Genomic DNA, 25192 nt, shown 5'->3' with positions numbered 1-25192 from the left:
ATAGTATCACATGTACAGTACATCACGCCTTTCAAAGGCCATGTAAAAGGGACTGCCGCCATCGACTGTCCCTTTCTTTTATTGAGCTGTATAAATGAATTAATCCAAACTTTTCTTAAAGCGCATTGAGGCTACAATAATACCAATAACAGTAAAACCAAATAGCCACAAAGCATCACGCCATAAGTCCATTAAATCCGCACCACGTAATACAATGCCACGAATCATTCGCATAAAATGTGTCGCGGGCAATATCTCTGAAATCCACTGTGCAGCAACTGGCATTGCTTCATAAGGGAACATAAAGCCAGACAATAAGATAGACGGCAACAAGATAAAAATGGTCATTTGCATCGCTTGTAATTGCGTCTGTGCTATTGTCGAAATTAATAACCCTAAGGTTAAACTCGCAGAAATAAATAATAGCGTGCCAAAAAGAATCTGAGTTAGCGCACCATTTATAGGCACCGCAAAAATATAATGCCCAAGGCCCAGAATGATGCACACTTGCAGTAACCCAACGAAAATATAGGGGATGATTTTCGCAACCATTAATTCGAGTGAATGTACTGGTGTCGTGATTAATAGCTCTAAATTCCCCCGTTCTCTTTCGCGTACAATCGCAGCTGACGTAAACAGAATCATTGTCATCGTTAAAATCACACCCAGCAAACCCGGCACAATGTTTACTGCAGACCGTCGCTCTGGATTAAAAAACAAGGCGACCTCAAACGTTGAAGGTCCTGCAGGTTCATAATTCACCAGCTCTTGCAACGGCATGTCTCTCAATTGCAATAACGCTGCACTGACCATGGTATCAGAGCCATCGACCAGCCACTGACCCACGGTACGTTCCTGAGCAATACGCTGAGCGAGATCCGATGGCAGCACTAACGCGCCACGTACTTCCCCTGCAGTGATTGCTTGCTCAGCTTCACCAACCGTTGCATAAGCTGCTTTGACTGTGATCACTTGTGTCGCTTTAACCGATTCGGTGATCATTCGCCCAACAGCCGATTCACTTTGATCAACCACAGCGATGGGAATGTCACGCACATCGGTATTGATCGCGTACCCGAATAACAGTAACTGAATTAATGGGATCATCACCACCATGCCAAACGTAATACGATCCCGCGATAGCTGACGGATCTCTTTGATCATGATGGCTTTTATACGAAAAAAACTGCCAACTACACGTTGATGAAAAGTAACCCCCGACATTATTGACGCCCCTTACCCGTGCTGGTTACAAACACATCTTCCAAACTCGGCCGAGCGATGCTCAGCTCTGGCGGCATGTTTTGAGGAAAATTCGCCGCTAGCCACGCAGTCAGCCAACCAATAGGATCTACAACCGAGGCTTGAATCAGCACCCGTAACCTTATGCCTAGCTGCGCCGCTGAACGCACTTCAGGCAAGAGTAATAACGCCTCTTTAATATGACGTAGCTGTTCGGCTTGCAGTTCGACCACCGTCACGCCCATATTCTCCATCAACTGTTCAGGAGCACCATCTGCACGCACAACGCCCGACTCCATAATCGCTAAACCATGGCAGCGTTCAGCTTCATCCATGTAGTGTGTGGTTACCAAAATAGTCGTGCCTTGATCACTAAGATCGAATAACTGTTCCCAGAAATCACGCCTGTTTTCTGGATCTACCGCTGAGGTTGGTTCATCTAGCAGTAATAAGTCAGGTTTATGCATGGTTGCAGCCGCCAAGCCCAAACGTTGTTTCTGACCCCCACTCATGCTACCAGCCCGCTGCTTGGCACGTTGGTCTAGCCCATAGGTTGCCATCTGTTCATGAATACGCTGGGTTAACTGTTTATTCGGCATACCAAAAATTTGCCCTATAAACTGCAAATTTTCATACACGGTTAAATCTTCATACAGGGAAAATTTTTGCGTCATATACCCAATACGCAAACGTAACTTTTCTGCCTCTTTGGGAATTGATAAACCCAACACATCCACTTCGCCTGAGGATGGACTAAGTAGCCCTGTTAGCATCCGTAGAGTCGTTGATTTACCGCAGCCATTGGGGCCTAAAAAACCATAGATACTGCCTTTCGGGACAACTAAATTTAAGCCATCTACCGCAGTAAAATCGCCGAATTTGCGCGTTAATTGCTTAGCGATAATTGCCGCACTGGCATCACATGTTTCAACCACTGTATTTGTATTACTCAGCATTGGCTGGCATCTCCACTTGCGCAGGTACACCAGCAGGAAGATTTTTACCTTCATTCGGTAAATCAATTTCGGCTAGATACACCAAACGTGCACGATCTTCTTCGTTTAGCGCATAATAAGGTGTAAATGAAGGCTCAGTTGCAATCCAGCGTAATGTGCCTATGAATGTGTTATCTAAGCCATCTACGTGCACAACTAAGTTATCACCCGCTTTTAGTTTTACACGATAAGGTTCAGGTACATATACACGCGCATAAGGAACAGTATCCGCTTGAATTGCAGCCACAATACCATTCATAGGCACACGTTCGCCCACGTTGTAAGGCAGGCTATCGAGTACCCCGTTACGTGTCGCTGTAACTGTTAAATCACTAAGAATTTGCTGTTGAAGTGCCACTTCCGCATTGGCTGCAGCTAATGACGCTTGTGCTTGCTTAATATCTTCTGGGCGTTCGCCATTTGTCATCTTGGCATAATTCTCTTTGGCTGAATCATAGTCAGCTTGAGCCCCATCTTTTTCAGCACGTGCTTTATCTTTTTCAGCAAGACTAGCAAGATTTTGTAGCACCAGTTTACTGGTACGTTGGTAACTTATTTTAGCCTCAATCAGCATGGCATTAGCACGTGATAATTTAGCCTGTGCCGCGGCAATGTCTTCTGCTCGCTCACCATTAGTTAACCTTAATAAATATGCATCCGCTTTTGCTTCATCGGCCTTTGCTCGGGCAAGGATTGCATGTTGCTGGGTGGTATCTAGCTTAACGAGCACATCGCCTTTTTCGATGTATTGCCCTTCTTTAATAGGCAACTCCCTAACGATTTCATTTGCCGTTGCTGTTAATGTCACGCGATCACGCTCTAATGTGCCTAGCGCTTGCGAAGGGGCATTTTGATCACAGCCTATAATGGACAAAGCAATCAACGAAATGAAAGCGAAACGCATGCTATTCACAATAAGTAATCCAATTATTAATTTGATGAAACAATTAGTTAAAAGTCTACGCCTCTTTTCTTTGCATACAATTAAAACAATTCAACCAAAGTTCAGAATTTGAATAACTTCACGCTTGCATGCTGGAAATGCAGAGATGCTTATTTAGGTTGGCTGTATTAGGGTATGGGGAATTAGTAGGTAATAAAAAAAAGCTCGCTAAAAATTAGCGAGCTATTTATGTGTATATAAAAAGCTTATACCAAGCTAATCACATATTAATTAGTTTTCAGCATATCGAGTGCAACGGCTTCGGCAATTTTAATACCATCGATACCAGCAGATAAAATACCACCAGCGTAACCAGCACCTTCGCCAGCTGGGTATAAACCTTTCGTGCTTAAACTTTGGTAATCTGCACCACGTTTGATTTGCACAGGTGAAGAAGTACGTGTTTCAACACCAGTTAGCATTGCATCATCTTGTGCAAAGCCACGGATTTTCTTGTTGAACGCAGGCAGTGCTTCACGTATTGCTTCAATGGCAAAATCAGGCAGACTTGTGCTTAGATCTGTCATTGTAACTTCCGGCTTGTATGACGGTTCAACGTCGCCGTATGGCTTAGCTTCTGCACCTTTTAAGAAATCCCCTACACGTTGTGCAGGTGCTTGATAAGTGCTGCCACCTAAAATATAAGCATTACGCTCTAGCTTACGTTGTAATGCGATACCTTGAAGTGGATCATTATCAAAATCGCTTGGTGCAATACCAACAACAATCGCACTGTTTGCATTACGCTCACTACGTGAATATTGGCTCATACCATTTGTTACAACTGCTTCTGTTTCTGAAGTAGCTGCAACCACCACACCACCCGGGCACATACAGAAGCTGTATACTGAACGTCCATTTTCACAGTGGTGAACCAGTTTATAATCGGCAGCACCTAAGATTGGGTGACCGGCATTAGTGCCAAAGCGTGCTTGGTCAATCAGTTCTTGTTTGTGTTCAATACGGAAACCAACAGAGAAAGACTGCGCTTCAAGGTAAACGCCTTTATCATGCAACATTTGTACGGTATCACGCGCACTGTGCCCAATAGCTAACGTTACATGCTTCGAGTTAATGACTTCTCCGCCATTTAGCGTAACACCCGTTACTTGGTTATCTTCGATATTGATTTCGTCAACACGTGTTTCAAAACGAATTTCACCACCAAGCTCTATGATTTTGCGGCGCATGCGCTCAACCATAGTCACCAATTTGAACGTACCAATATGTGGTTTGCTCACATAAATAATTTCTGCAGGCGCGCCTGCGGCAACAAACTCTTCTTTTACCTTTAAGCCAAGGAAGTTTGGATCTTTCACTTGGCTGTATAATTTGCCATCAGAGAATGTACCAGCACCACCTTCACCAAACTGTACGTTTGATTCGGTATTTAATTCACCTTTACGCCAAAAGCGAAACGTATCTTTAGAGCGTTCATGTACCGACTTACCACGCTCTAAAATAATTGGGTTGAAACCCATTTGAGCAAGAATTAAACCAGTAAATAAGCCACATGGTCCCATGCCAATAACGATTGGACGCTCTGTTAAATCAGCAGGTGCTTGTGCAACATACTTATACTCGGTATCAGGAGATTGTCTAACTTGCTGATCACGCTCAAAACGGCTTAATAGCTCGTCTTCATCAACATTGGTTAATGTTAAATCTAGCGTATAAATTAAAGTGATCACATTACGTTTACGAGCATCATAACCACGTTTAAAGATATGGATGTCGACAAGCTGCTCTGCCGTAATTGACAGTTTATTGAAAACAAAATTGCGCAATGCATCTTCATCATGATCTAACGGTAATTTAACTTCGTTTAGACGTATCATCGTGTGTTCACCTAACAGGACATATGGTTCATAATCTATGGCGCGCAGTTTACGTGATCTAGATCCAAATTGAAATTAGCAAGGTAAGCTCAACATACTAAATAACCGTGTATTTTCATCATTACTTCATTTGAATAAAAACAGGTCAACATGAACCCAACTTTAAAGCAGAAAATCATTGATGTGTGTAACCGTAAAATTGCCCAAAAAGACGAAAATGTTGGATTATCTTTTTATGCTTTTTTTGCCAATAAAAACGATAACCCTGAATTATTAATGGAAGCTGCCCAATGGTGGATAATGACGCATCAATTGGATCATTTTGAGAAAGCGATAAAAATAAAACAGATGGTTGAAGATATGCACTAAGTCTAGTAATTGTACAAGCTGAGTTGATGACTAACGCATAATTGAGTTGCGTCTACGTGCTACCATTGTTATAAGCTATCCATTAATGTCGACACTGTAGTAGTTTATGACGATAGAAATTAAAGTAATACCGGAACCTGAAATAACTTGTGCGAATTGTCAGGCTTGTTGTTGCCGCTTAGAGGTCATGCTAATTACCGATACTGGCGTACCTAAAGAATACATCGCAACAGATGCTTGGGGTGGTCAAGTAATGAACCGTCTTGATGATGGTTGGTGTGCTGCGTTAGATCGCGATACATTAATGTGTTCAATTTACGAAGTGCGCCCCTTTATCTGCCGTGAATTTGAGATGGGTGAATACGAATGTATCGATGAGCGTAACGCTAATTTATAGTGCGACGCCTTCAACAATACATATTTAGTCAACGCATCAATTCACTGCAGACAAAAAATGGGATTGTAAAAGCTGATACTTTATACGCTTAAATAAGCATTGAGCCAATCAGCCACCCTGCGATCCCAAATGAAACGACTATTAATAAAAAGCCTATATTTTCTGATAAATCAGAAAGTGTGAAATGAATAAACCAATCTTTCATTTTTATGCGCCAATCATTGTGGGAAACTACACTTTCAAACGGTAGTTCACTGTTTAGCGAAACCATATTTCGCTTAATCCACTCAATGTGAATATATGCATTGTTGTACCACTGAATAACGCGGTTATTTAACGAATATAAATCACGTTTATCATCAGCAATAACTTGTTTAAATAACATCTGCTGTTCAGCCAATGGTGAACAGTTAATCACGCCTTTTTCGCCACTACTTAATTCAATATACAAGGTAAAATCTTTTATATATGTGGCTATGGTTATGTGGTCATTCCTTTTAATTCTATTTATGAATTTCATTTATATTAGCCTTTCACTTTTCCCATCGACTCCAGCACTCAGCGTAATAATTCACTTCAAATTCAAATTGGCGCACTTTATCTCTTAAATCATTGAATTACTATCTGGGTTTACCTTGACTGCTGCTGGATTCAAGCAATAAGTGCAACACCCTCAAAAAGAAAGACTAACATCTCTCTCTTTGAGGCTGCTTCTATTCAGAAAACCCAGAAAGGTTACACCGTCACTAATGTTGCATTATTCACTGGCTCTTTTTGCTTGTTAGGTATTCGGAAAATAACGACATAGCTAACGGGTAATACAATCAATGTAAGTAACGTGGCAAAACCTAAACCAAATATAATAGTCACTGCCATCGATTTGAAGAATGGGTCAAACAATAACGGGATCATGCCTAGCATTGTCGTAATTGCCGCCATACACACAGGGCGAACACGACTCACTGAAGATTCAAATACAGCATCATACGGATCTTTACCCTCAGCCAATTCAACCTGAATTTGATCAACCAATACAATCCCATTTTTGATGACCATACCACTTAAACTTAATGTACCCAGTATCGCCATGAAGCTAAATGGTGCATCAAATATCAATAAGCCAGCAGCAATACCTATAAGCGCCAAAGGCACATTGAACCAAATAATCAGCGGGAGTCTCACGGAATTAAACAGTACAACAGTGATCAAGAACATCGCTAAATAACCCAATGGTAAAGAGCTAGCAATACCTGCTTGTGCTTCACCTGCAGTTTCATATTCGCCTCCCCACTCGAGTTCATACCCTGCAGGCAGAGGAATTGCTTCTATTTTAGGGCGTAATATCTTTAGCACTGAATCTGCTGTTTCATCACTACCTAAAAGTGGATCAGCTAATACGGTTAATACCCGCTTGCGGTCGCGACGCATAATAATAGGGTTTTCCCACTCAGTATCGAATGACGATACAATTTGGGTAACAGGCACAAACGCACTATTTTCAGCACTCCACACTTGTAGCTTTAACAAACTATCGGCATCAAGGCGCTCTTGCTCTGGTGCACGTGCAACAATGGGCAATAAATGCGATTGTTCACGATACGTACCAACCGACATGCCACTAAAGTTAATCAGCATGGCGGTATCAAGATCTTGCTTACTGATACCCACTTTTTTGGCTTGAGCATTATTCACTTGTGGACGAACAACATTCACCTGATTACGCCAATTATGACGAATATTTTCAGCGGTCGGCTCATCAATCATGACCTGCTCTGCCTGAGTAGCAAGCTGACGTAGTACAACGGGATCTTCACCATAGAATCGCGCTTCAATTGCCGCAGCTGGTGATGGGCCATTACTCAGCAACTTCACGCGAAACTCAGCTTCAGGATAATTATCACGCAATACTTTCGTGAGTTCAGGTACGCCTGCATTCAACGATTCTAAATCTGTCATTTCGATAATTAACTGCGCATACGCGTCATAGCCTTTTTCTGGCACATACGGCAAGACGAATCGTTGTGCTCCTTGGCCTATCACCGAAGTGACATTTTTAAGCCCAACGCCAACCTCTTTGTCGGTTGCGATGATTTTCTCTTCAAGTTCGCGTACAAAACCTTCTGTTGCACGAATATCTGAACCTTCTGGCAACCATACATCAACAAAGAAAATAGGCGTACTTGATGGCGGAAAGAATACATTTTTTACATGCCCCATTCCCACTATCGCTGCAAATAGCATCGCAATCACTAGGCCTAAGCTGATCACTCGAAATCGCATTGCTAACGAAAGAATTGAACGATAAGCCGTAAAGAACCAGCCTTTATACAACTCTTCAGGTATATCGCTAATGTCGCCATCTTTAAATAATAAATTACAGAAAAATGGCGTAATGGTAATTGCTGTAACCCAACTGATAAACAGTGAAACTAGCAGCACTTGAAATAATGATTTACAAAATTCACCGGTGGCATTTTGTGATAATCCAATGGGTGCAAACGCTAAAATTGCAATAATTGTCGCGCCCAATAATGGCCATTGGGTTTGCTTAACTACCTGACCTGCCGCTTCATAACGGGTTTGACCCCGTTTTATACCGATTAAAATGCCTTCAGTGACCACGATGGCGTTATCAACCAACATACCTAATGCAATTATGAGTGCGCCTAATGAAATAATTTGCAGCTGAATATTCAATACGCTCATCGCAATGAACGTACCAAAAATAGTCAGTAACAGCACTGCACCCATTAATAGCCCAGATCGCACGCCCATAAATACTAAAAGCACCACGATCACAATTGCCACAGACTGAGCAAGATTGATCAAAAAACCCGTAACAGACACATCAACCATTGCTCCTTGGTCATACACGGTGTTCAAGCTCATTCCTATCGGTAAACTTGATTCAAACTGTATGATCTTTGCTGATATTTCATTCGAGATATCAACAACATTGACACCTTGGCTGAAAGATATCCCTAAAGACAGCGCATTCTCGCCCATATTGTGGTAAATCAGCGTTGGGGTTTCACTTTCCGTTTTATAGACATTGGCAATATCACCCAGATACACCATATCTTTACTACCAGGCGGGCTCACCAATAAGCGTTTCATATCAGTAACATCAATAAACTCACCCGTAGGATGAATACGAATCCGCCCTTCACCTACTCGAATTTTTCCGGCGTTAGACACACCATTTTGATTCTTTATTTGGCTGTATATCGTATTTTGATCAAGCCCTAATGTAGCCAATTTCTGTTGGCTAATTTCGACAACGACTTGCTCTTGCGGATCGCCAACAACAGAAACCTTTTTAACACCCCCAATTAATACCAATTCTCGACGTAAGTAATTGGCATAATTTTTAAGTTCTCGATAGCTATATCCTTCGCCTGTGATGTTGATTAAAACACCGTAGACATCAGAAAAATCATCAATCACTTGCGGCATTACAGCGCCTGGCGGTAAATCGGCAACCGCATCATTCACTTTACGACGAAGCTCATCCCAAATTTGTGGTAAGGCTTTCGCGTCGTATTGCTCTTTCATCTCGATTTCAATTTGAGATAAACCCGCACTATTGATTGATGTAATGTGCTTTATCTGTGGCATCTGCTGAATAGCATCTTCCAACCGAAGTGTTACTTCTTCTTCAACTTGTTCAGGCGAAGCCCCTGGGTAAGCGGTAATAACAAGGGCGTTTTTTAACGTAAATTCAGGAAATTCTAATTGGCCTAATCCCGTAAACGAAATTCCACCACCAATTAACATCAGTAAAATAAACATCCAACTGATGACTTTGTTTTTGATACTGTAATGCGCGATATTCATCAATTACACGCCTCTTTCCCAGCGAAGGGGTTTCACTTCCATGCCAGATTTAATTGCATTCGCCCCAACACTGACGATTCGATCGCCTTTGTTTAATCCAGATAACACTTCAATACCATTCGTTCGTACTTGCCCTAACGTCACGTTTACAGATTCAACTCGATGACTTTCTTTATTGTATCGCCACACTTTGATCTGGTTATCTTCATCCGCTTTCACGATGGCTGATTGTGGTAAAATAGTGAGAAAATCGCTTATGCCATTATCTTGAGAACGACGGTGATCGATTGACATATCGAGTAATAATTCAGCACTCATACCCGGAATAACGTTCACGCCATCTTCGGGTTTAAAACTAAAGGTAACGGCATAAGTTTGCGTACCAGGGCTGACTTTACTTGAGCTCTCTTTAAAACGAACAGGATAAGTCGTCACACTTTCACCTTGAGAAACAAAACGCACACGTGGCATGTAATGTTCATCTAAGTTCTTTTTATTTAAACGCATAATGAGTGATTCAGGCACTTGAATAGTGACATCCATTAGCTGATCACCTTGCAGTGATAATACGACCTGCGATGCTTGAATCATTTGATAGTTATCAGATTCAACTTTGGCAACAATGCCTGAAAAAGGGGCTGTTAAATTGGTATATTGCAGTTGGTCTCTGGCTGAATTCAATGATGATTTAGCAGACTTTAATGTGGCTTTTGCAGAATCAAACTCTGCTTTTGAGATCAGTTTTCGGCCTAATAATTGTTCTTTACGATTGTAGTCAGCATTAGCTAAATCATAATTCGCTTCTGCATTTAACACGGCATTCTTTGCATCACGATCATCAAGTTTCGCCAGCAACTGTCCTTTATCAACTTTCTGACCTTCAATTAACCCCAATGTAACCAGCTCACCACTCACACGAAAAGCTAAATCGGCTTGTTGATTGGCCACCAATTCAGCAGGAAAAATGCGACTTTGTTCAAATGCCACATCACCAATTGTGATTAATTTTACTGGACGTACGGTGGCGATTTCAGCCACAGCACTCTCTGCAGAGTCACACCCTGTCAGAACTGAGCTCATTAAAACACTCCCTAGCACCAATGCTAACAAACTCGGTTTGGCTGACATCATTAAATCATTCCTTATAGTAATCTTTCTGTGCGAACTATAACCTGATAGAGTGTTCCAAATAACCGAACGATATAGAACTGAGAGTTTCACTTTATGGAACACTTAATCTATTGATCTATCATTAATACTGTGAGCAACATCATGAAAACAGAAGATCTCAAGCTCTTTCACCAAATTGTGGATACGGGTAGCTTAAATCGCGCATCTGAAATTTTCGACTTACCAAAGTCAAACATTAGCCGACGTATCAAATCACTGGAAGAAGAGCTGAATATTCTGCTGTTTCATCGCCAAAACCGCGCTTTACAGCTGACAGAAGCAGGTACCAAGTTCTACACAAAAACCAAAGCGATGCTGATTGATTTGGAAGCGAGTATTCAAGAAATCACTGCACCGACTTATGAAGTATCTGGGCACCTACGCATTCAATTACTGCCCTTTCCTGAGATTCTTGATATTGGCCGAATGATTTTCACATTCATGGATATGTACCCGAAGATCAGTGTCGAGATCATTACCAGTGCAGAAGACAAAAATATGGTCGAGAATCACATTGATATTGCGCTGCGTGTTGCTGAAGGCAAAACCCTTGAAGATTCCAGCTTGGTGGCTCGTCCATTCAAACATGCTTCTTTCGGATTTTTCTGCACACCGGAATATGTAGAACAACACGGCATGCCACAAACTGCTGACGATTTACGCAAACTGAATGTTATTCGCTTTCGTTTTCCCAACGGGCAAATATACGGCAACCTGCCTTTTGGCAAAAATGAAACGGTAGAAGTGTCGGGTAACTTAATAACGAACAGCGTGTCACTGTGTATGGAGGCTTGCTTGCAGAACCGAGGCATCATCTTTATTCCAGAAGATATTGGTAATTATTATCTAGAACGTGACATGTTAATACGCTTATTCGAACATATAGAACCGTCTATTAATTATGGTTGGCTGGTGTATCCATCGCGTAAAAACCTAACCTTAGCTGCTCGTACTTTTGTGGAATTCATATTAGCTGAAGTCGAAAAAGAACCAATTTGCGGTCTTATTAAAACGGATGTACGTGGAATAGTAGTGTGATTTTTTATTCATCGGTTGTCGTAAGATCTATCATCATCAATATATTGCGTTAAACCCACCAACAGCGTAATGCATATTTAGGAACAAACTTTCATCAGTTACCCTGAATATGCTCACTTACCTATCAAAGTGCATATTATGCATAACTATCCTGATTTTTATTCATTTGTGTCATACCACTGAGTTCATTATTATCCGCGCTCGCTAATTTTGGCGTTCGGAGGCACTGATGTTTTCACAATCATTATTTGCGCAGCTATTACGTATGCTAGTACTGCTCATAATTACACTTTTTGGCGTACATCACTGTCAACCTTTACTCGATGCATTGGCGCAACACGCCACCAGTGGTGGTTGCCATCAACAATCATCTATCGAACACGACAATAAAGAGCACCATTAATGAGTATTTTTCGTTTTCCACTACTAGTATGGTTGGGAATAGGGACGCTAATTATTAGTCTTGGGATAAGACAATCTTTCGGCATTTTCATGATGCCAATTTCTGATTCATTCAATACAGGTAGAGAGTTCTTTAGCTTTACGATTGCACTGCAAAATCTGCTTTTTGGTCTATTCCAACCATTCGTTGGTATGGCTGCCGATCGCTGGGGCTCACGCCGTATCATTGCCATTGGGGCAATATCGTATGCGACCGGTTTGTATCTGACCTCTTTGGCAACTGAACCTAGCATTCTTTACGTCACCTTTGGTGCTTTGATCGGTTTTGGTTTAAGTGCCACCAGCTATGTGATTATTTTGGGTTCTATTGCCCGCGTAGTACCCGCAGAACATACGGCAAAAGCCTTTGGTTTAACCACAGCCGCTGGCTCATTTGGTATGTTTGCAGTCATACCTGGCGCACAATCATTAATGCATACATACGATTGGCAAACAACATTACAAATTTTTGCCCTAGCATGTTGTGTGATCATCGCTTTTGCTAGTTTCATGAAAACGGCCAACAAAGAGGCTAAGTCTTCATTAAAAGCAGTGTCTACTGTACCGAAAATAGATGATACACAAACGTTACGCGAAGCATTGAAAGAAGCCTTTAATAATAAAAGTTACTGGTTAATTCATGCGGGATTTTTTGTTTGTGGCTTTCATGTCATGTTTATTGCGACTCACCTTCCTAGTTATTTAGCCGATAAAGGGCTACCGGGATCAACAGCTGCGATGGCGCTCGCCTACGTCGGTATTTTTAATATTTTCGGGTCGTACTTTTGGGGCGTGATGGGTGACAAGTTCGATAAACGCTATGTAATGACATCGCTATATTTAATACGAACAGTGGTTATTGCAGCTTTTGTGACACTACCTGTAACCGTTGATACCGCGGCTATTTTTGGTGGTGCTATTGGTTTTTGCTGGCTAGGCACAGTGCCGTTAACGTCGGGTTTAGTACGTCAGATGTTTGGAGCCCGATACATGTCGACGCTATATGGGCTCGTATTTTTCACTCACCAAGTCGGTAGTTTCTTAGGGGCTTGGGTCGGTGGCCGTATTTACGATTATTACGGCAGCTACGAGCCAATTTGGTGGTCAACCGTCTTTCTCGCCTTCTGCGCAGCATTAATCCACTTGCCGATAAATGACAAGCCCGTTCCTCGTTTAGCAGCATTGAGTGCAGCGGCATAACAAGGATAAAAAACCCTTTTGCCCTGTTACTCATCGTAATATAAGGTCAAAAGGGTTTGCTCTATCTATAATCAAATAAGATAATCTATAATCAAATAACGTAACGTTTATAAACGCTTAACTATTATTGATTAAAGGTGCTCACCACGGCGTAAAGCATCAATACGCTTGTCTAGCGGTGGGTGAGTCATAAACAATTCAGACAATGATTTTTTACCATTGATACCGAATGCCATCATCGAGCCTTCTAGTTGTGGCTCATGGCTCATTTTTAAGCGCTCTAACGCTGCGATCATCTTTTCTTTACCGACTAAATTCGCAGAACCCGCGTCCGCTTTAAATTCACGGTGTCGGCTATACCACATTGTCAGAATGCTCGCTAAGAAACCAAACAGTACTTCCATAATTGAAGAGACAATGAAGTACGTCATATAGCTGCCGCCTCCACCTTCCTCATCACTGTTGTTAACACCACTAATTGCACCCGCCACTAAACGAGAAACAAAAATAACAAAGGTATTCACAACACCTTGCATCAAGGTCATCGTTACCATATCACCATTAGAAATATGACTGATTTCATGAGCAAGTACCGCTTCAGCTTCATCACGTGTCATGCTGTGAAGCAAACCCGTTGAAACAGCAACAAGTGAATCATCACGCTTAGCACCTGTTGCAAATGCGTTGATATCAGCAGAATCATAAACAGCAACAGTTGGCATACCAATGCCCGCTTGTTGCGCTTGACGAGAAACGGTTTCCATCAACCAGTGCTCTGTTTCATTGCGAGGATGCTCAATAACTGAGCCACCAACAGAACGAAGAGCCATCTTCTTTGACATGAAGAGTGAGAATAGCGAGCCACCAAAACCGAACAGCGCAGCCATTACCAATAAGCCAGATAGGCTACCAGGCTGCATACCTGTTACAGCATAAACGACATTCAAGACAACGCTGAATACCAGCATTACGGCAAGGTTGGTTGCCAAGAACAGAGCAATTCGCTTCATATTTCCAATTATCTCCAATAAATAAAAGAAGCTTCAAATACATAATAGATGGTATGTGCCATCTACAGTTTAGTTAATATATGGTCGTTCAAAGCAATTACAAGTGAAAGAACATAATTGTTACCATTCGTATCAAAGTAAAAAAAGACCATTATATTTAATACGTTGATATTACATAGGTAAATTCAAGGATTACAGCCCTTGTTATTAAAACGTTACAATTCCAGTGCGGCATAATGTCGATATTTATAATTGTTAACACTCAGATGTTATAACAATCACGGCTGACTTAGAGCTGAACACCGTTCAATAGGATGAATATTTGGCCGACATACGCTCTTGTTTCTTCCCATCTTTATCTCTACAATGTGCGCCTACACATTTTGTGGATATAAACTTTTGACGATCACTCCGCCTTAGACAATCACTTCGGAACACTCTCGTTCCAACAAATCACTATCTAGGTAGCACTTTTGCTATCCATCTTGCTATGCGTTTTTAATCGCTAATAGCACCCCTATAAAATTTGTCGCTACATTTTTATCAGGTATTGCCTGATGGTTTCCGTTCGCGCAAATTTTAATAATTTGAGTATATTTAATGTTAGATACTGTAAAAAAAGACTGGTTCTTCAATGTGAAGGGCGATCTTCTTGCTGGTCTTGTTGTTGCTTTGGCACTTATTCCTGAAGCTATTGCCTTCTCTATTATTGCTGGTCTCGATCCGAAAGTCGGTCTTTATGCATCATTTTCTATGGCTGTTATTATTGCATTTACAGGTGGTAGACCTGGTATGATTTCAGCGGCAACCGGTGCAATGGCGTTACTGATGGTCACGTTAGTAAAAGATCATGGGCTGGAGTACCTATTAGCGGCAACCGTACTCACAGGTGTGATACAAATAGCAGCCGGGTATCTTAAACTGGGTAGCTTAATGCGCTTTGTTTCTCGATCGGTTGTCACCGGTTTTGTAAATGCACTCGCTATTTTAATTTTCATGGCACAGTTACCAGAGCTAACGAATGTAACTTGGCACGTTTACGCTATGACAGCTGCTGGTTTGGGTATTATTTATCTGTTCCCCTACCTACCCGTTGTCGGAAAATTATTACCTTCTCCTTTAGTGTGTATTGTTTCTCTCACCATTATTTCTATCTTGCTCGGCTTAGATATTAAAACCGTGGGTGATATGGGGCAGCTTCCCGACACTCTTCCTATTTTCCTTTGGCCTGATGTTCCTTTAAACCTAGAAACATTGATGATCATTCTTCCCTACTCACTTGGGTTAGCGGCTGTTGGCTTACTTGAATCCCTAATGACAGCAACAATTGTTGATGAGCTTACCGATACAGAAAGTGATAAAAACCGTGAATGTAAAGGTCAAGGCTTAGCGAACATTGGCGCGGGTTTAATGGGTGGCATGGCGGGCTGTGCAATGATCGGCCAGTCAATAATCAACATTAAGTCAGGCGGTCGTAGCCGGTTATCGTGTTTATCAGCAGGCGTATTCTTATTAGTGATGGTGGTTTTCCTCGGTGATTGGCTCAAGCAGATCCCAATGGCTGCATTAGTTGCCGTTATGATTATGGTATCAATTGGTACATTCTCATGGGATTCGCTACGAAACCTAAAAAAGCACCCGCTTTCGAGCAATATTGTGATGGTGGTTACCGTTGCTGTGGTAGTTGCCAGTCATAATCTCGCTATCGGCGTTTTTGTCGGTGTATTACTCGCGGCTTTATTCTTTGCCAACAAAATCAGTCGTTTTATGGTGGTGAAAAGTGCTGATAATACCGCTAGTGCATCACGTCACTATAAAGTGATAGGACAAATATTCTTTGCCTCGTCAGAGCAATTTTTGAAGTCATTTGATTTTAAAGAAGTATTAGATCACGTCACTATCGATCTTTCTTCCGCCCACTTTTGGGATATCACCTCAGTATCAGCACTTGATAAAGTCGTTATCAAATTCCGTCGTGAAGGTGCAAACGTTGAGTTAATTGGAATGAATGAAGCAACGAATACCATTGTCGATAAATTTGGTATTCACGACAAACCTGAAGAAGTTGAAAAACTAATGGCTGGCCACTAAGGAATTTATAATGAAAAATATTATCGCGTGTATTGATGGTTCATCCATGTCGACAACTGTGTGTGATGCTAGCATTTGGGCAGCCAAACACTTAGACGTCCCTTTAAAAATACTGCATGTCTTAGACAAATCGGAGTACCCTGTCACAAGTGAGTTATCAGGTAGTATTGGATTAGGCAGCCGAGAGCAACTTCTTGAAGATTTAACAGCACTAGATGAGCAACGCAGTAAATTGGCCCTTAAGCATGGGAAGTATTTACTTGCCGATATGATGGAAAGAGCGAATCTACAAGGTTTGCCTAACGTTATTAAACAGCAAAGACACGGTGACTTTGTTGAGTCTCTGCTTGATATTGAAACTGAAACCCGCTTACTGGTTATTGGAAAATCAGGTGAAGCACATCAAAACCAAACCACCGCTATTGGTTCTCAGCTTGAAAGTGTTATTCGCTCCATAAAGGCGCATACCTTAGTCGCGATAAAACCATTTAACGAACCCCAGTCGTTCATGATTGCATTTGATGGCAGTGATATCAGTTTAAAACTCATCGATAAAGCGATAAAAACCCCGTTATTAAATGGATTAACCTGCCACTTAGTGATGGTGAAAGACGAGAATAATCGCACAGAGTCTTTCCATGTTGCCTCTAAGAAATTACGTGCTGCAAATATCGATGTCTTGGAAAAAATCATTGAGGGCGATATCCACTCAGCACTGGTGCACTATCAAACACACAATGATATTGGTCTTATTGTGATGGGCGCTTATGGGCATTCACGCGTTAGGCAATTTTTCTTAGGCAGTAATACCACTGAAATGCTAACCAAAAGCCAAGTACCGCTCTTACTCATTCGCTAGAAATGGAATGAATATGTGATAAGGCTAAATCTTAGACTTTGGTCTTATTGCATCTTGTGCGCATATTGACTATTGTGATGTCAGTTGTTTAAAACACCAGTCTATTTATCAAGGAGGAATGATGGCCGACAAAGAGAACTACCAAGTTGCGATTGATATTCTTTGCTGTCATCTTGGTATGTCAGTTGATGAAGCTCATAAGGAATTAGGGCTTGATGCATCAGGTAAATCAAAGCTGACAAATACTCAAGAAGCACTTATCGGATTAACCGGCGATAACAGCTAAGATAATTTAGTTTTAAAATTTGAATTATAAAAAGGCACTTTTCAGTGCCTTTTTTCATATCTAGTATTTGCTTACTTAAACACTAAACAGCGCTATAAACCTAACGCACTTAAATCAATATACTTTGATAAGTCACGTTTTTTAATTGCTGGCATGTATGGGATTTCGCCCATCTTTTTACCTGGCAGATTGTGTTCTAGCATTTTAATAATATCAGCATAGTTTTCTGTGCCTGGGTTGATGCGATTAGCAACCCAACCAACCAACTCTAAACCATCATTTTTAATCGCTTCTGCAGTAAGCATTGCATGGCTTAAACAACCCAGCTTTATACCCACAACCAAGATAACAGGCAGCTTTTCACGCTTTACCCAACTTGATAGAAAATCGGTATGAGAAATCGGCACACGCCAGCCACCAGCACCTTCGATAAGTACGGCTTCTGATTTACTTTTCAGATGCTCTAAGCCCGCACTTAGTACATCAAAATCAATTATTTGCCCTTCTTGCTCTGCAGCAAGGTGGGGAGAAATTGCGGCTTCAAATGCGTATGGGTTAACTTCTTGGTATTCCAGTTCAACAACTGAAGCATCTTGGATATACAGTGCGTCTGAATTACGCATCCCAGCTTCTGTTGGTGTGCTATCTGATGCCACAGGCTTATAACCCGCCATCTTAATATTCGCGCCACCAGCTGCGTGTAAAATTGCGCGAGAGGCTACAGTTTTACCTACTTCGGTATCTGTACCTGTAAGAAAGAAAGCGTTAGTCATTTATTATTACTCCAAAACAGACTTGATATGTAGCTGGCAGTTGACCATTCTCATCTCGAAACTCATTGTAGGCGCTCTCTAATGCCATGATCGTTTTACGACCGGCCAAGCCTGCTTTGCGCCCTTGTGGTAAATGAGTCGCCCCTATCCCTTTTAGGTCCTTCATGAGTCCAACTGCCGCTGGATAATTCACTCTAATTGGCTTGAAGTCTAGGGTATCGATTGCTCCTCCCGCTTGCGCCAGCGCAAGTTTTATCGCCTTTTGCGAAAGAAAATGGTTCACATGTTGATATCGATCAACCTCTTGCCATGCCTGCGAAAGCTCAAATAATGAACCCTCTACTAAAGTGGTAAACATAATTTTACCACCAGGCTTCACCACACGACGCAACTCTTTCAATGGTACAGACAGATCATCACACCACTGCAGGGCAAGGCTACTAAACGCAACATCAAACTGATTATCTTTAATAGGTAAGTTCTCAGCATCTGCTTCTAAATAGGTAACACTATCGCCACAACGAGACTTTGCCTGTACCAGCATTTCTATCGACAAATCAGCGGCCAAAACATCATAACCACGTTGCATTAATTGCTCTGAAAAATACCCAGTGCCGCACCCTAAATCCAATACGCGAGTACCTGCCTGAATAACCGCAGGTAAACGCTCAAGTAACTGATGACCGACAATGCGCTGAAAAGCAGCCGCTTTATCGTAATGCTTTGCTGCACGACCAAATGCTTCTGCCACGGCTTGTTTATCTATTTGAGGAATGTCGTTTGTTTTTAATTTTGCTGTGTCATGGGTGACAGCATTAACTTTATTCATCATTAATCACCTCATTTAACGTTGTTGCTAATCGTTTAATATCTTGTTCTGTATGTGCGGCCGTTAACGTTATTCTTAAACGTGCACTATTGACGGGAACGGTTGGTGGTCTAATTGCACTTACCCATAAACCTTTCGCTTTTAATGCATTGGAAACCGATAACGCTCTATGACTATCACCAATAATTAAGGGTTTTATCGGAGTATGCGTATCAACCAGTTGTATTGAACTCTCGACACTTTCAAAGAGTAAGTGCCCTAAATCATGCAATTTTTCACGACGCCAATCATCTGATTGAATAAGGCAACAAGCCGCACTTAATGCGTGAGCTTGTGATGGAGGCATTGACGTCGAATAAATGAAATGACGAGCAAATTGAATTAAGTATTCAGCAGTATCGTTATTGCACATGACAGCAGCACCTGATAATCCAAAGGCTTTGCCAAATGTCACAATAAGTATGTCGGCTTTCACCCCTGCAAGGTCACAACTGCCTCGCCCTTTATCACCCAACACCCCACAGCCATGTGCATCATCAACCATTAACCACGCATCATGTTGGCTACATTGCTCTGAAATGTTAGCCAACGGTGATAAATCACCATCCATACTAAAGACCCCTTCAGTAATCACTAATGGGTTAATAGAGGGAGATTTATCATTGGTTTGATGAAGTAAGCGAGTTAATGCAGAAAGATCATTATGAGCGAATCGGCGCATGGTTGCAGGTGATAACAGACCAGCTTCCATCAATGATGCATGGTTCAACTTATCTTGAATTAATACATCATGCTTATCTGGAATCGTAAACAAAACCGCTTGGTTCGCACTGAAACCGCTATTAAACAATAATGCCCGATCGTACCCCAGCCAGTCGGCGAGTTGATCTTCTAGTGTTTTGTGAGCGGAATGAAAACCAGTTACTAAAGGTGATGCACCACTACCGGCACCGAACAGGGTTAAGCCCTCTTGCCATGCCGATAATATGGCGGGATCTTGTGCCAAACCAAGGTAGTCATTACTCGAAAAGTTAAGTAACGATGTACCTTGATGCTCAACACTTTGCTCAGCACGAGACAAACAAGCACGCTGGCGATATAACCCTTGGGTTTCTCGTGCTTCCAGCGCGTGTTTTATTTTGTGGTTAAAACGACGATTAGACAGTGGCATCGTAGAATAAATCATCTTTACCCGGACGCGCAGCAACACGTTGTGCAACCTGCCCTAACAATTCATGCTCTTGCACTTCATCAGGTTTCGCTGCTTGCTCTTGGCTATTAATACCTAGCTTAGCAAACAATTGCATGTCTTTATCTTCACCTGGATTCGGTGTCGTTAATAGCTTACAACCGTAGAATACTGAGTTAGCACCCGCCATGAAACATAACGTTTGCATCTGTTCGTTCATGTCTTCACGACCTGCAGACAAACGCACTGAAGACATTGGCATTATGATTCGTGCAACGGCAATAATACGAATGAAATCAAACGGGTCGACATCCTCCACATTTTCCATTGGTGTGCCTTTTACTTTTACCAACATATTAATTGGCACACTTTCAGGGTGGGTTGGCAATGTTGCAAGCTCTACCAATAAACCTGCACGGTCGCGTGAACTTTCACCCATGCCGATAATACCGCCAGAACAAATTTTCATGCCTGCATCGCGCACATGGCTTAATGTGTCTAAGCGATCTTGGTAAGTACGTGTTGTAATAACCTGACCGTAATATTCTGGCGACGTATCAAGATTATGGTTGTAGTAATCTAAACCGGCACCCGCTAATTCATCGGCTTGACCACCCGTGATCATACCCAGTGTCATACACGTCTCAAGACCTATATCTTTAACGCCACGGATCATATCCATTAAATACGGCATATCACGTTCTTTAGGGTTCTTCCAAGCAGCGCCCATGCAAAAACGCGTTGCACCCGATACTTTCGCTTTCTGCGCAGCATCCAATACTTTTTCAACTTCTAATAAACGCTCACGCTCGACATCTGTACGATAGTGCGCACTTTGTGGGCAGTATTTACAATCTTCAGGGCATGCACCCGTTTTGATTGAAAGTAATGTACTCACCTGCACCTTGTTAGGTTCATGATATTGGCGATGTACTTGCTGAGCTTCAAATACAAGATCCATAAACGGCTTTTCAAACAAGGCTTGAACTTCCGCAACTGTCCAATCGTGACGTACTTCCACAGTGTATAACCTCTTTATAGTAATAATATTGTTGCTCTCACTAGAATCCTCTTTTTAAGAAAATATCTGGACCCTAGCGGCTTTCTATACTTGGCTAGTCTACTGAGAGTTAGTAGACTGTCAACATACAATAGACACCAAGGTTTACATCTGTGCAAAAAACAACCAATAAGATTGATTTGGAATTTGACCAACAGCATGTTTGGCACCCCTACACATCGACGATAAATCCGCTGCCTTGTTATCCGGTTGAAAGTGCCAGCGGGGTGTATCTCACATTAGAAGATGGTCGTAAGCTTATCGATGGTATGTCTTCATGGTGGTCAACAATTCATGGCTATAACCACCCGGCTCTTAATCAGGCAGCAAAAAATCAAATCGATAAAATGTCACATGTCATGTTTGGTGGTATTACGCATGAACCTGCTGTCGAACTTTGCCGTAAACTTATAGCCATAACGCCTGAACCTTTACAGCATGTTTTCTTAGCTGATTCTGGTTCTGTTGCGGTTGAAGTCTCATTAAAAATGGCATTGCAATATTGGCATGCAAAAGGGCAGCTTCGCCCTAAATTCTTAACCGTTCGTCACGGTTACCATGGCGATACATTTGCTGCAATGTCGGTTACCGACCCTGATAATTCCATGCATAGCCTATACAAAGGCTTTTTACCTGAGCACATTTTTGCAGAATCATCAGAGCTTGGTTTTTACGAGGAATGGTGTGAGAGTGACATTAGCGATTTCAAAGAGAAGCTAAACAATAATAAAGAACAATTAGCCGCTGTTATTATTGAACCCATTGTTCAAGGTGCAGGAGGCATGCGTATTTACCACCCGATGTACCTCAAACGCATTCGTGAATTATGTGATGAACATAATGTATTATTAATTGCAGACGAAATTGCAACGGGCTTCGGTAGAACAGGAAAAATGTTTGCCTGTGAACATGCAGGAATTAGCCCTGATATTATGTGTGTCGGCAAAGCACTCACTGGTGGGTACATGACATTATCGGCGACGCTAGCCACCAAACACGTGGCAGATACAGTATGCAGTGGTGAAGCCGCTTGCTTTATGCACGGCCCCACATTCATGGGTAATCCTTTGGCCTGTGCCGTTGGCAATGCCAGCCTCGAAATTTTAATACAAGGTAATTGGCGGCAGCAAGTTTTAAGCATTGAACAACAATTGTCAGAGCTATTGCCAGAAATTGGTCAACTTGATTGTGTTAAAGCCGTTAGATGGTTAGGCGCTATTGGCGTAGTTGAGCTATACGAACCTGTCAACATGGCTGAAATTCAAAAAAGTTTTGTAGACGCAGGTGTATGGATTCGTCCATTTGGCAAACTGATTTACATCATGCCCCCTTTTATTATTACACCACAAGAACTTAGCTGTCTCACTGTAGCAATATTGCGAACGCTAAAATCACAATAAAGCCAGGGTTGGATTACTCTTTCGTATTATCGAAAAGCAGACAGATTCCTATCTTTGTCTGCTTATACTGAATACTGATCGTTAAAGAAACATCATACGTAATATAGATATAACGACAGTAAGGGTGACCAATGATGCAACTGCCCCTTTTTCCTATGCAAATGTATTTGTTACCAGGTGGTATCAGTAAGCTTAGGATTTTCGAACCACGCTACATACGCTTAGTGAAGCTTGCGATGGCTTGCAATGACGGCTTTGGCTTGTGCATGAAAAATGATAAAACACTTTGCCACTTTGGTACTCGTGTCATCATTACAGATTTTGAAGCTCTTCCTGATGGATTACTTGGTATCACTATCAAAGGTGTTGAAAAATTTATAATTAACGACCATTGGGAAGAGGAAGATGGCTTAATTGTCGGCGAGGTAACCATGTTAGAAAATTGGTCAAAATCCGACATTAAATTTGTTGACCGCGATATTGCTAATAGCTTAAGAACCCTTTTTAGGGAGTACCCTGAACATGGTGAGTACTATCAAGAACCTGATTTCAATGACATGACCTGGGTATGCCAGCGATGGTTGGAAATATTACCTCTCGAGACGAATCAAAAACAATGGTTCATGAGCAGAGTTGATAGTCGTGCCGCTATGTCTTTTCTTCATACTGTAATTGAAGAAGAATTGAAAAAAAGATGATATCTATTTTGTCTTTGTATATTCAAAAAAAACGCAGTTATTCACTGCGTTTATTTATTTAAAATACAAACAACCCCTAGCCATCAACTAACTTCATTAATAAGTGACCGTCATACATCGCCTGCTTAACCAGAGCTGCACCGGGCATCGTCGCTTGTGTATAAAAGCAACTTTCTTCAACAATTAAGTCACGATTATAAACAGGTAAAGATTGATTACGAATGCACTCTAATATCGCGGGGTATAACACTTTTTTAGCACGATTAAATTCCCCTCCGATTAAGATTTTATCTGGGTTAAACAAGTTCACCATGATCGCAATAGCTTGCCCAAGATGATGGCCAAGTTCAATAATAACTTGACGCGCTAACGTATCTCCTGCAACTGCTGCATCACAAATACTTTCAATTGTAGGTGTTGTGCCATGCAAACAAGAAGGGTGCCCTTCTTTTAATCGCTGTTCAATTTGCTCCAAAATCGCTTTTAAGCTCGCAACTGTCTCTAAACAACCGTGATTGCCACAGAAGCACCGCTTGCCATAAGGCTTAATTTGAATGTGCCCTAACTCTCCGACATTCCCCGTACTGCCTTGTAGTACTTTGTCATCCAAAATAATACCAGCACCAACGCCATTATGAATTGACACTAAAATGGAGTTAGCAACACCTCGGGAGTTACCAAATAGCTTCTCAGCCAGCGCCCAAGATCGGGTATCGTTACCAATAAATACAGGTAAGCCCGTCGCTTCATGAATAGTCGGACCCAACGCCAGATTTTTCACATCGTAATGCGGCATCTGTAAAACAATACCTTCTTGTGAGTTCACCAAGCCAGGTAATGTTAAGGCAATCGCAGTTATTCGGTCTAACTCACTAACATGGTTAGCAAAGAAAATGTTAATTTCACTCAGTAACTTCTCAATAACCGCTTCTTGTTGTAACTCTTCAATATCTTGACGCTCTTCCATCAAGATATCACCGCCTAATTCATGCAAAGCAATAGTTAAATAACCACGTCCTAATCGTATTGATAAAAACTGCCAGCCTTCATTGGCAGGCACTAAACCAATAGCGGGACGACCTCGACTTAGGGTTTCTTGATACTGCGTTTCTTTGATTAAGTGAGCATCTATCAACTCACGCGTAATCTTTGTAATACTTGCAGGTGCTAACAGACTTCGTTTAGATAATTCAATTCGCGAAATAGGCCCAAATAAATCAATAAGTTTGTACACGCTGCCGGCATTATTACGTTTAATGTGGTCAATATGTCCAGGCTGAGCGACATACATGCCATTACTCCCGTCTAAAAATAAAAAATCGATACTATAAAAAAACAAAAAATAACATTATTTTTCGTTGCGAACTAATTTTTTTACTTTGCGAAGTAATTGTGAAGACTATTCTTCTCAGTACGTGATACGTGTCACGAGGAATGAGTAAAGACAACTACTTTTTGTTCTGACATAATGCCCCGCTTGTGTTTTTTGCACATTTAATTTTGAAAATAAAATTTATATTTTTTGAA

At 41.6% G+C, this 25192-nt stretch carries 23 protein-coding genes; 10 read left to right on the top strand and 13 right to left on the bottom strand.

Features of this window, described 5'->3' with window-relative positions; all coding sequences use genetic code 11:
• Positions 1-99: 99 nt before the first annotated feature.
• The 4 genes from C9J48_RS15200 to C9J48_RS15185 all read right to left on the bottom strand — a co-directional run bounded on the left by C9J48_RS15200 (position 100) and on the right by C9J48_RS15185 (position 5018).
• Complete coding sequence (locus C9J48_RS15200; RefSeq protein ID WP_006233595.1) at positions 100-1224, bottom strand: ABC transporter permease; 1125 nt, start codon at positions 1222-1224, stop codon at positions 100-102.
• Complete coding sequence (locus tag C9J48_RS15195) at positions 1224-2198, bottom strand: ABC transporter ATP-binding protein (protein ID WP_006233594.1); 975 nt, start codon at positions 2196-2198, stop codon at positions 1224-1226. The genes C9J48_RS15200 and C9J48_RS15195 overlap by 1 nt, the downstream gene beginning before the upstream one ends.
• Positions 2188-3141: an HlyD family secretion protein gene (locus tag C9J48_RS15190; protein WP_006233593.1), complete on the bottom strand. Its 954-nt coding sequence runs from the start codon at positions 3139-3141 to the stop codon at positions 2188-2190. The genes C9J48_RS15195 and C9J48_RS15190 overlap by 11 nt, the downstream gene beginning before the upstream one ends.
• A 266-nt stretch (positions 3142-3407) precedes the next feature.
• Positions 3408-5018: an NAD(P)/FAD-dependent oxidoreductase gene (locus C9J48_RS15185; protein ID WP_006233592.1), complete on the bottom strand. Its 1611-nt coding sequence runs from the start codon at positions 5016-5018 to the stop codon at positions 3408-3410.
• Positions 5019-5168: 150 nt separating this feature from the next.
• On the opposite strand from C9J48_RS15185, the gene C9J48_RS15180 reads away from it, so the two are divergent.
• Together C9J48_RS15180 and C9J48_RS15175 are read left to right on the top strand one after the other, a co-directional pair.
• Positions 5169-5387: a DUF6500 family protein gene (locus C9J48_RS15180; protein WP_006233591.1), complete on the top strand. Its 219-nt coding sequence runs from the start codon at positions 5169-5171 to the stop codon at positions 5385-5387.
• Between the two features lie 106 nt (positions 5388-5493).
• The gene (locus C9J48_RS15175) at positions 5494-5784 is read left to right on the top strand and encodes a YkgJ family cysteine cluster protein (RefSeq protein ID WP_006233590.1); all 291 of its coding nucleotides are present in this window, start codon (positions 5494-5496) and stop codon (positions 5782-5784) included.
• Between the two features lie 88 nt (positions 5785-5872).
• Here the strand turns inward: C9J48_RS15175 and C9J48_RS15170 are convergent, their stop codons facing one another.
• The 3 genes from C9J48_RS15170 to C9J48_RS15160 all read right to left on the bottom strand — a co-directional run bounded on the left by C9J48_RS15170 (position 5873) and on the right by C9J48_RS15160 (position 10752).
• Positions 5873-6235: a hypothetical protein gene (locus tag C9J48_RS15170; RefSeq protein WP_006233589.1), complete on the bottom strand. Its 363-nt coding sequence runs from the start codon at positions 6233-6235 to the stop codon at positions 5873-5875.
• 284 nt (positions 6236-6519) lie between these two features.
• Positions 6520-9621, bottom strand: coding sequence for an efflux RND transporter permease subunit (locus C9J48_RS15165; RefSeq protein WP_006233588.1), 3102 nt, complete (start codon positions 9619-9621; stop codon positions 6520-6522).
• A gap of 3 nt (positions 9622-9624) precedes the next feature.
• Complete coding sequence (locus C9J48_RS15160) at positions 9625-10752, bottom strand: efflux RND transporter periplasmic adaptor subunit (RefSeq protein WP_006233587.1); 1128 nt, start codon at positions 10750-10752, stop codon at positions 9625-9627.
• Positions 10753-10893: 141 nt separating this feature from the next.
• On the opposite strand from C9J48_RS15160, the gene C9J48_RS15155 reads away from it, so the two are divergent.
• The 3 genes from C9J48_RS15155 (at position 10894) to C9J48_RS15150 (ending at position 13470) form a co-directional block, all read left to right on the top strand.
• The gene (locus tag C9J48_RS15155) at positions 10894-11829 is read left to right on the top strand and encodes a LysR family transcriptional regulator (RefSeq protein WP_107281176.1); all 936 of its coding nucleotides are present in this window, start codon (positions 10894-10896) and stop codon (positions 11827-11829) included.
• Positions 11830-12058: 229 nt separating this feature from the next.
• Positions 12059-12232 carry a hypothetical protein gene (locus C9J48_RS27940; RefSeq protein ID WP_006233584.1) on the top strand — a complete coding sequence of 58 codons (174 nt, stop codon included), beginning with the start codon at positions 12059-12061 and terminating at the stop codon, positions 12230-12232.
• A complete protein-coding gene (locus tag C9J48_RS15150; RefSeq protein WP_006233583.1) occupies positions 12232-13470 on the top strand; it encodes an MFS transporter in 1239 nt (412 codons plus the stop codon). The genes C9J48_RS27940 and C9J48_RS15150 overlap by 1 nt, the downstream gene beginning before the upstream one ends.
• A 131-nt stretch (positions 13471-13601) precedes the next feature.
• Here the strand turns inward: C9J48_RS15150 and htpX are convergent, their stop codons facing one another.
• Positions 13602-14480, bottom strand: coding sequence for a protease HtpX (gene htpX / locus C9J48_RS15145; protein ID WP_006233582.1), 879 nt, complete (start codon positions 14478-14480; stop codon positions 13602-13604).
• A gap of 600 nt (positions 14481-15080) precedes the next feature.
• Here htpX and C9J48_RS15140 point away from each other — a divergent pair.
• The 3 genes from C9J48_RS15140 (at position 15081) to C9J48_RS27935 (ending at position 17716) form a co-directional block, all read left to right on the top strand.
• Positions 15081-16571, top strand: coding sequence for a SulP family inorganic anion transporter (locus tag C9J48_RS15140; RefSeq protein ID WP_107281175.1), 1491 nt, complete (start codon positions 15081-15083; stop codon positions 16569-16571).
• 10 nt (positions 16572-16581) lie between these two features.
• The gene (locus C9J48_RS15135) at positions 16582-17430 is read left to right on the top strand and encodes a universal stress protein (RefSeq protein ID WP_006233694.1); all 849 of its coding nucleotides are present in this window, start codon (positions 16582-16584) and stop codon (positions 17428-17430) included.
• A gap of 121 nt (positions 17431-17551) precedes the next feature.
• Positions 17552-17716, top strand: a complete 165-nt coding sequence (locus tag C9J48_RS27935) for a hypothetical protein (protein WP_006233693.1) — start codon at positions 17552-17554, stop codon at positions 17714-17716.
• A gap of 92 nt (positions 17717-17808) precedes the next feature.
• Here the strand turns inward: C9J48_RS27935 and bioD are convergent, their stop codons facing one another.
• Genes bioD through bioB form a run of 4 tightly spaced genes read right to left on the bottom strand, consistent with a single transcriptional unit; the run spans position 17809 to position 21528 of the window.
• A complete protein-coding gene (gene bioD, locus C9J48_RS15130; RefSeq protein ID WP_006233692.1) occupies positions 17809-18489 on the bottom strand; it encodes a dethiobiotin synthase in 681 nt (226 codons plus the stop codon).
• Complete coding sequence (gene bioC, locus C9J48_RS15125; protein WP_006233691.1) at positions 18482-19321, bottom strand: malonyl-ACP O-methyltransferase BioC; 840 nt, start codon at positions 19319-19321, stop codon at positions 18482-18484. The genes bioD and bioC overlap by 8 nt, the downstream gene beginning before the upstream one ends.
• On the bottom strand, positions 19311-20489 hold the full coding sequence (gene bioF, locus C9J48_RS15120) for an 8-amino-7-oxononanoate synthase (protein ID WP_006233690.1): 1179 nt from the start codon (positions 20487-20489) through the stop codon (positions 19311-19313). Before bioF ends, bioC begins: the two co-directional genes overlap by 11 nt.
• The gene (bioB, locus tag C9J48_RS15115) at positions 20476-21528 is read right to left on the bottom strand and encodes a biotin synthase BioB (RefSeq protein WP_006233689.1); all 1053 of its coding nucleotides are present in this window, start codon (positions 21526-21528) and stop codon (positions 20476-20478) included. Before bioB ends, bioF begins: the two co-directional genes overlap by 14 nt.
• 152 nt (positions 21529-21680) lie before the next feature.
• Here bioB and bioA point away from each other — a divergent pair, with 152 nt between their 5' ends.
• Together bioA and C9J48_RS15105 are read left to right on the top strand one after the other, a co-directional pair.
• On the top strand, positions 21681-22967 hold the full coding sequence (gene bioA / locus C9J48_RS15110; RefSeq protein WP_006233688.1) for an adenosylmethionine--8-amino-7-oxononanoate transaminase: 1287 nt from the start codon (positions 21681-21683) through the stop codon (positions 22965-22967).
• 134 nt (positions 22968-23101) lie between these two features.
• Complete coding sequence (locus C9J48_RS15105) at positions 23102-23665, top strand: LON peptidase substrate-binding domain-containing protein (protein ID WP_006233687.1); 564 nt, start codon at positions 23102-23104, stop codon at positions 23663-23665.
• 76 nt (positions 23666-23741) lie between these two features.
• Here the strand turns inward: C9J48_RS15105 and mlc are convergent, their stop codons facing one another.
• A complete protein-coding gene (gene mlc / locus C9J48_RS15100; RefSeq protein ID WP_006233686.1) occupies positions 23742-24956 on the bottom strand; it encodes a sugar metabolism global transcriptional regulator Mlc in 1215 nt (404 codons plus the stop codon).
• Positions 24957-25192 lie beyond the last annotated feature (236 nt).

It is taken from the genome of Photobacterium profundum, assembly GCF_003026285.1.
GTDB classification, from domain to species: domain Bacteria; phylum Pseudomonadota; class Gammaproteobacteria; order Enterobacterales; family Vibrionaceae; genus Photobacterium; species Photobacterium profundum.
The sequence above is the reverse complement of the archived record's forward strand: the minus strand, read 5'-3'. Positions and strand labels throughout refer to the sequence as shown.

Excerpts from the sequence above, each read along its gene's own strand:
- htpX (WP_006233582.1), bottom strand. The coding sequence starts at position 14,480 with ATGAAGCGAATTGCTCTGTTCTTGGCAACCAACCTTGCCGTAATGCTG.
- bioC (WP_006233691.1), bottom strand. The coding sequence starts at position 19,321 with ATGATGAATAAAGTTAATGCTGTCACCCATGACACAGCAAAATTAAAA.
- C9J48_RS15200 (WP_006233595.1), bottom strand. The coding sequence starts at position 1,224 with ATGTCGGGGGTTACTTTTCATCAACGTGTAGTTGGCAGTTTTTTTCGT.
- C9J48_RS15195 (WP_006233594.1), bottom strand. The coding sequence starts at position 2,198 with ATGCTGAGTAATACAAATACAGTGGTTGAAACATGTGATGCCAGTGCG.
- C9J48_RS15135 (WP_006233694.1), top strand. The coding sequence starts at position 16,582 with ATGAAAAATATTATCGCGTGTATTGATGGTTCATCCATGTCGACAACT.
- C9J48_RS15165 (WP_006233588.1), bottom strand. The coding sequence starts at position 9,621 with ATGAATATCGCGCATTACAGTATCAAAAACAAAGTCATCAGTTGGATG.
- C9J48_RS15190 (WP_006233593.1), bottom strand. The coding sequence starts at position 3,141 with ATGCGTTTCGCTTTCATTTCGTTGATTGCTTTGTCCATTATAGGCTGT.
- bioD (WP_006233692.1), bottom strand. The coding sequence starts at position 18,489 with ATGACTAACGCTTTCTTTCTTACAGGTACAGATACCGAAGTAGGTAAA.
- bioF (WP_006233690.1), bottom strand. The coding sequence starts at position 20,489 with ATGCCACTGTCTAATCGTCGTTTTAACCACAAAATAAAACACGCGCTG.
- C9J48_RS27935 (WP_006233693.1), top strand. The coding sequence starts at position 17,552 with ATGGCCGACAAAGAGAACTACCAAGTTGCGATTGATATTCTTTGCTGT.
- C9J48_RS15185 (WP_006233592.1), bottom strand. The coding sequence starts at position 5,018 with ATGATACGTCTAAACGAAGTTAAATTACCGTTAGATCATGATGAAGAT.
- C9J48_RS15140 (WP_107281175.1), top strand. The coding sequence starts at position 15,081 with ATGTTAGATACTGTAAAAAAAGACTGGTTCTTCAATGTGAAGGGCGAT.
- C9J48_RS15155 (WP_107281176.1), top strand. The coding sequence starts at position 10,894 with ATGAAAACAGAAGATCTCAAGCTCTTTCACCAAATTGTGGATACGGGT.
- C9J48_RS15160 (WP_006233587.1), bottom strand. The coding sequence starts at position 10,752 with ATGATGTCAGCCAAACCGAGTTTGTTAGCATTGGTGCTAGGGAGTGTT.
- C9J48_RS27940 (WP_006233584.1), top strand. The coding sequence starts at position 12,059 with ATGTTTTCACAATCATTATTTGCGCAGCTATTACGTATGCTAGTACTG.
- C9J48_RS15180 (WP_006233591.1), top strand. The coding sequence starts at position 5,169 with ATGAACCCAACTTTAAAGCAGAAAATCATTGATGTGTGTAACCGTAAA.
- C9J48_RS15175 (WP_006233590.1), top strand. The coding sequence starts at position 5,494 with ATGACGATAGAAATTAAAGTAATACCGGAACCTGAAATAACTTGTGCG.
- C9J48_RS15105 (WP_006233687.1), top strand. The coding sequence starts at position 23,102 with ATGCAACTGCCCCTTTTTCCTATGCAAATGTATTTGTTACCAGGTGGT.
- C9J48_RS15150 (WP_006233583.1), top strand. The coding sequence starts at position 12,232 with ATGAGTATTTTTCGTTTTCCACTACTAGTATGGTTGGGAATAGGGACG.
- mlc (WP_006233686.1), bottom strand. The coding sequence starts at position 24,956 with ATGTATGTCGCTCAGCCTGGACATATTGACCACATTAAACGTAATAAT.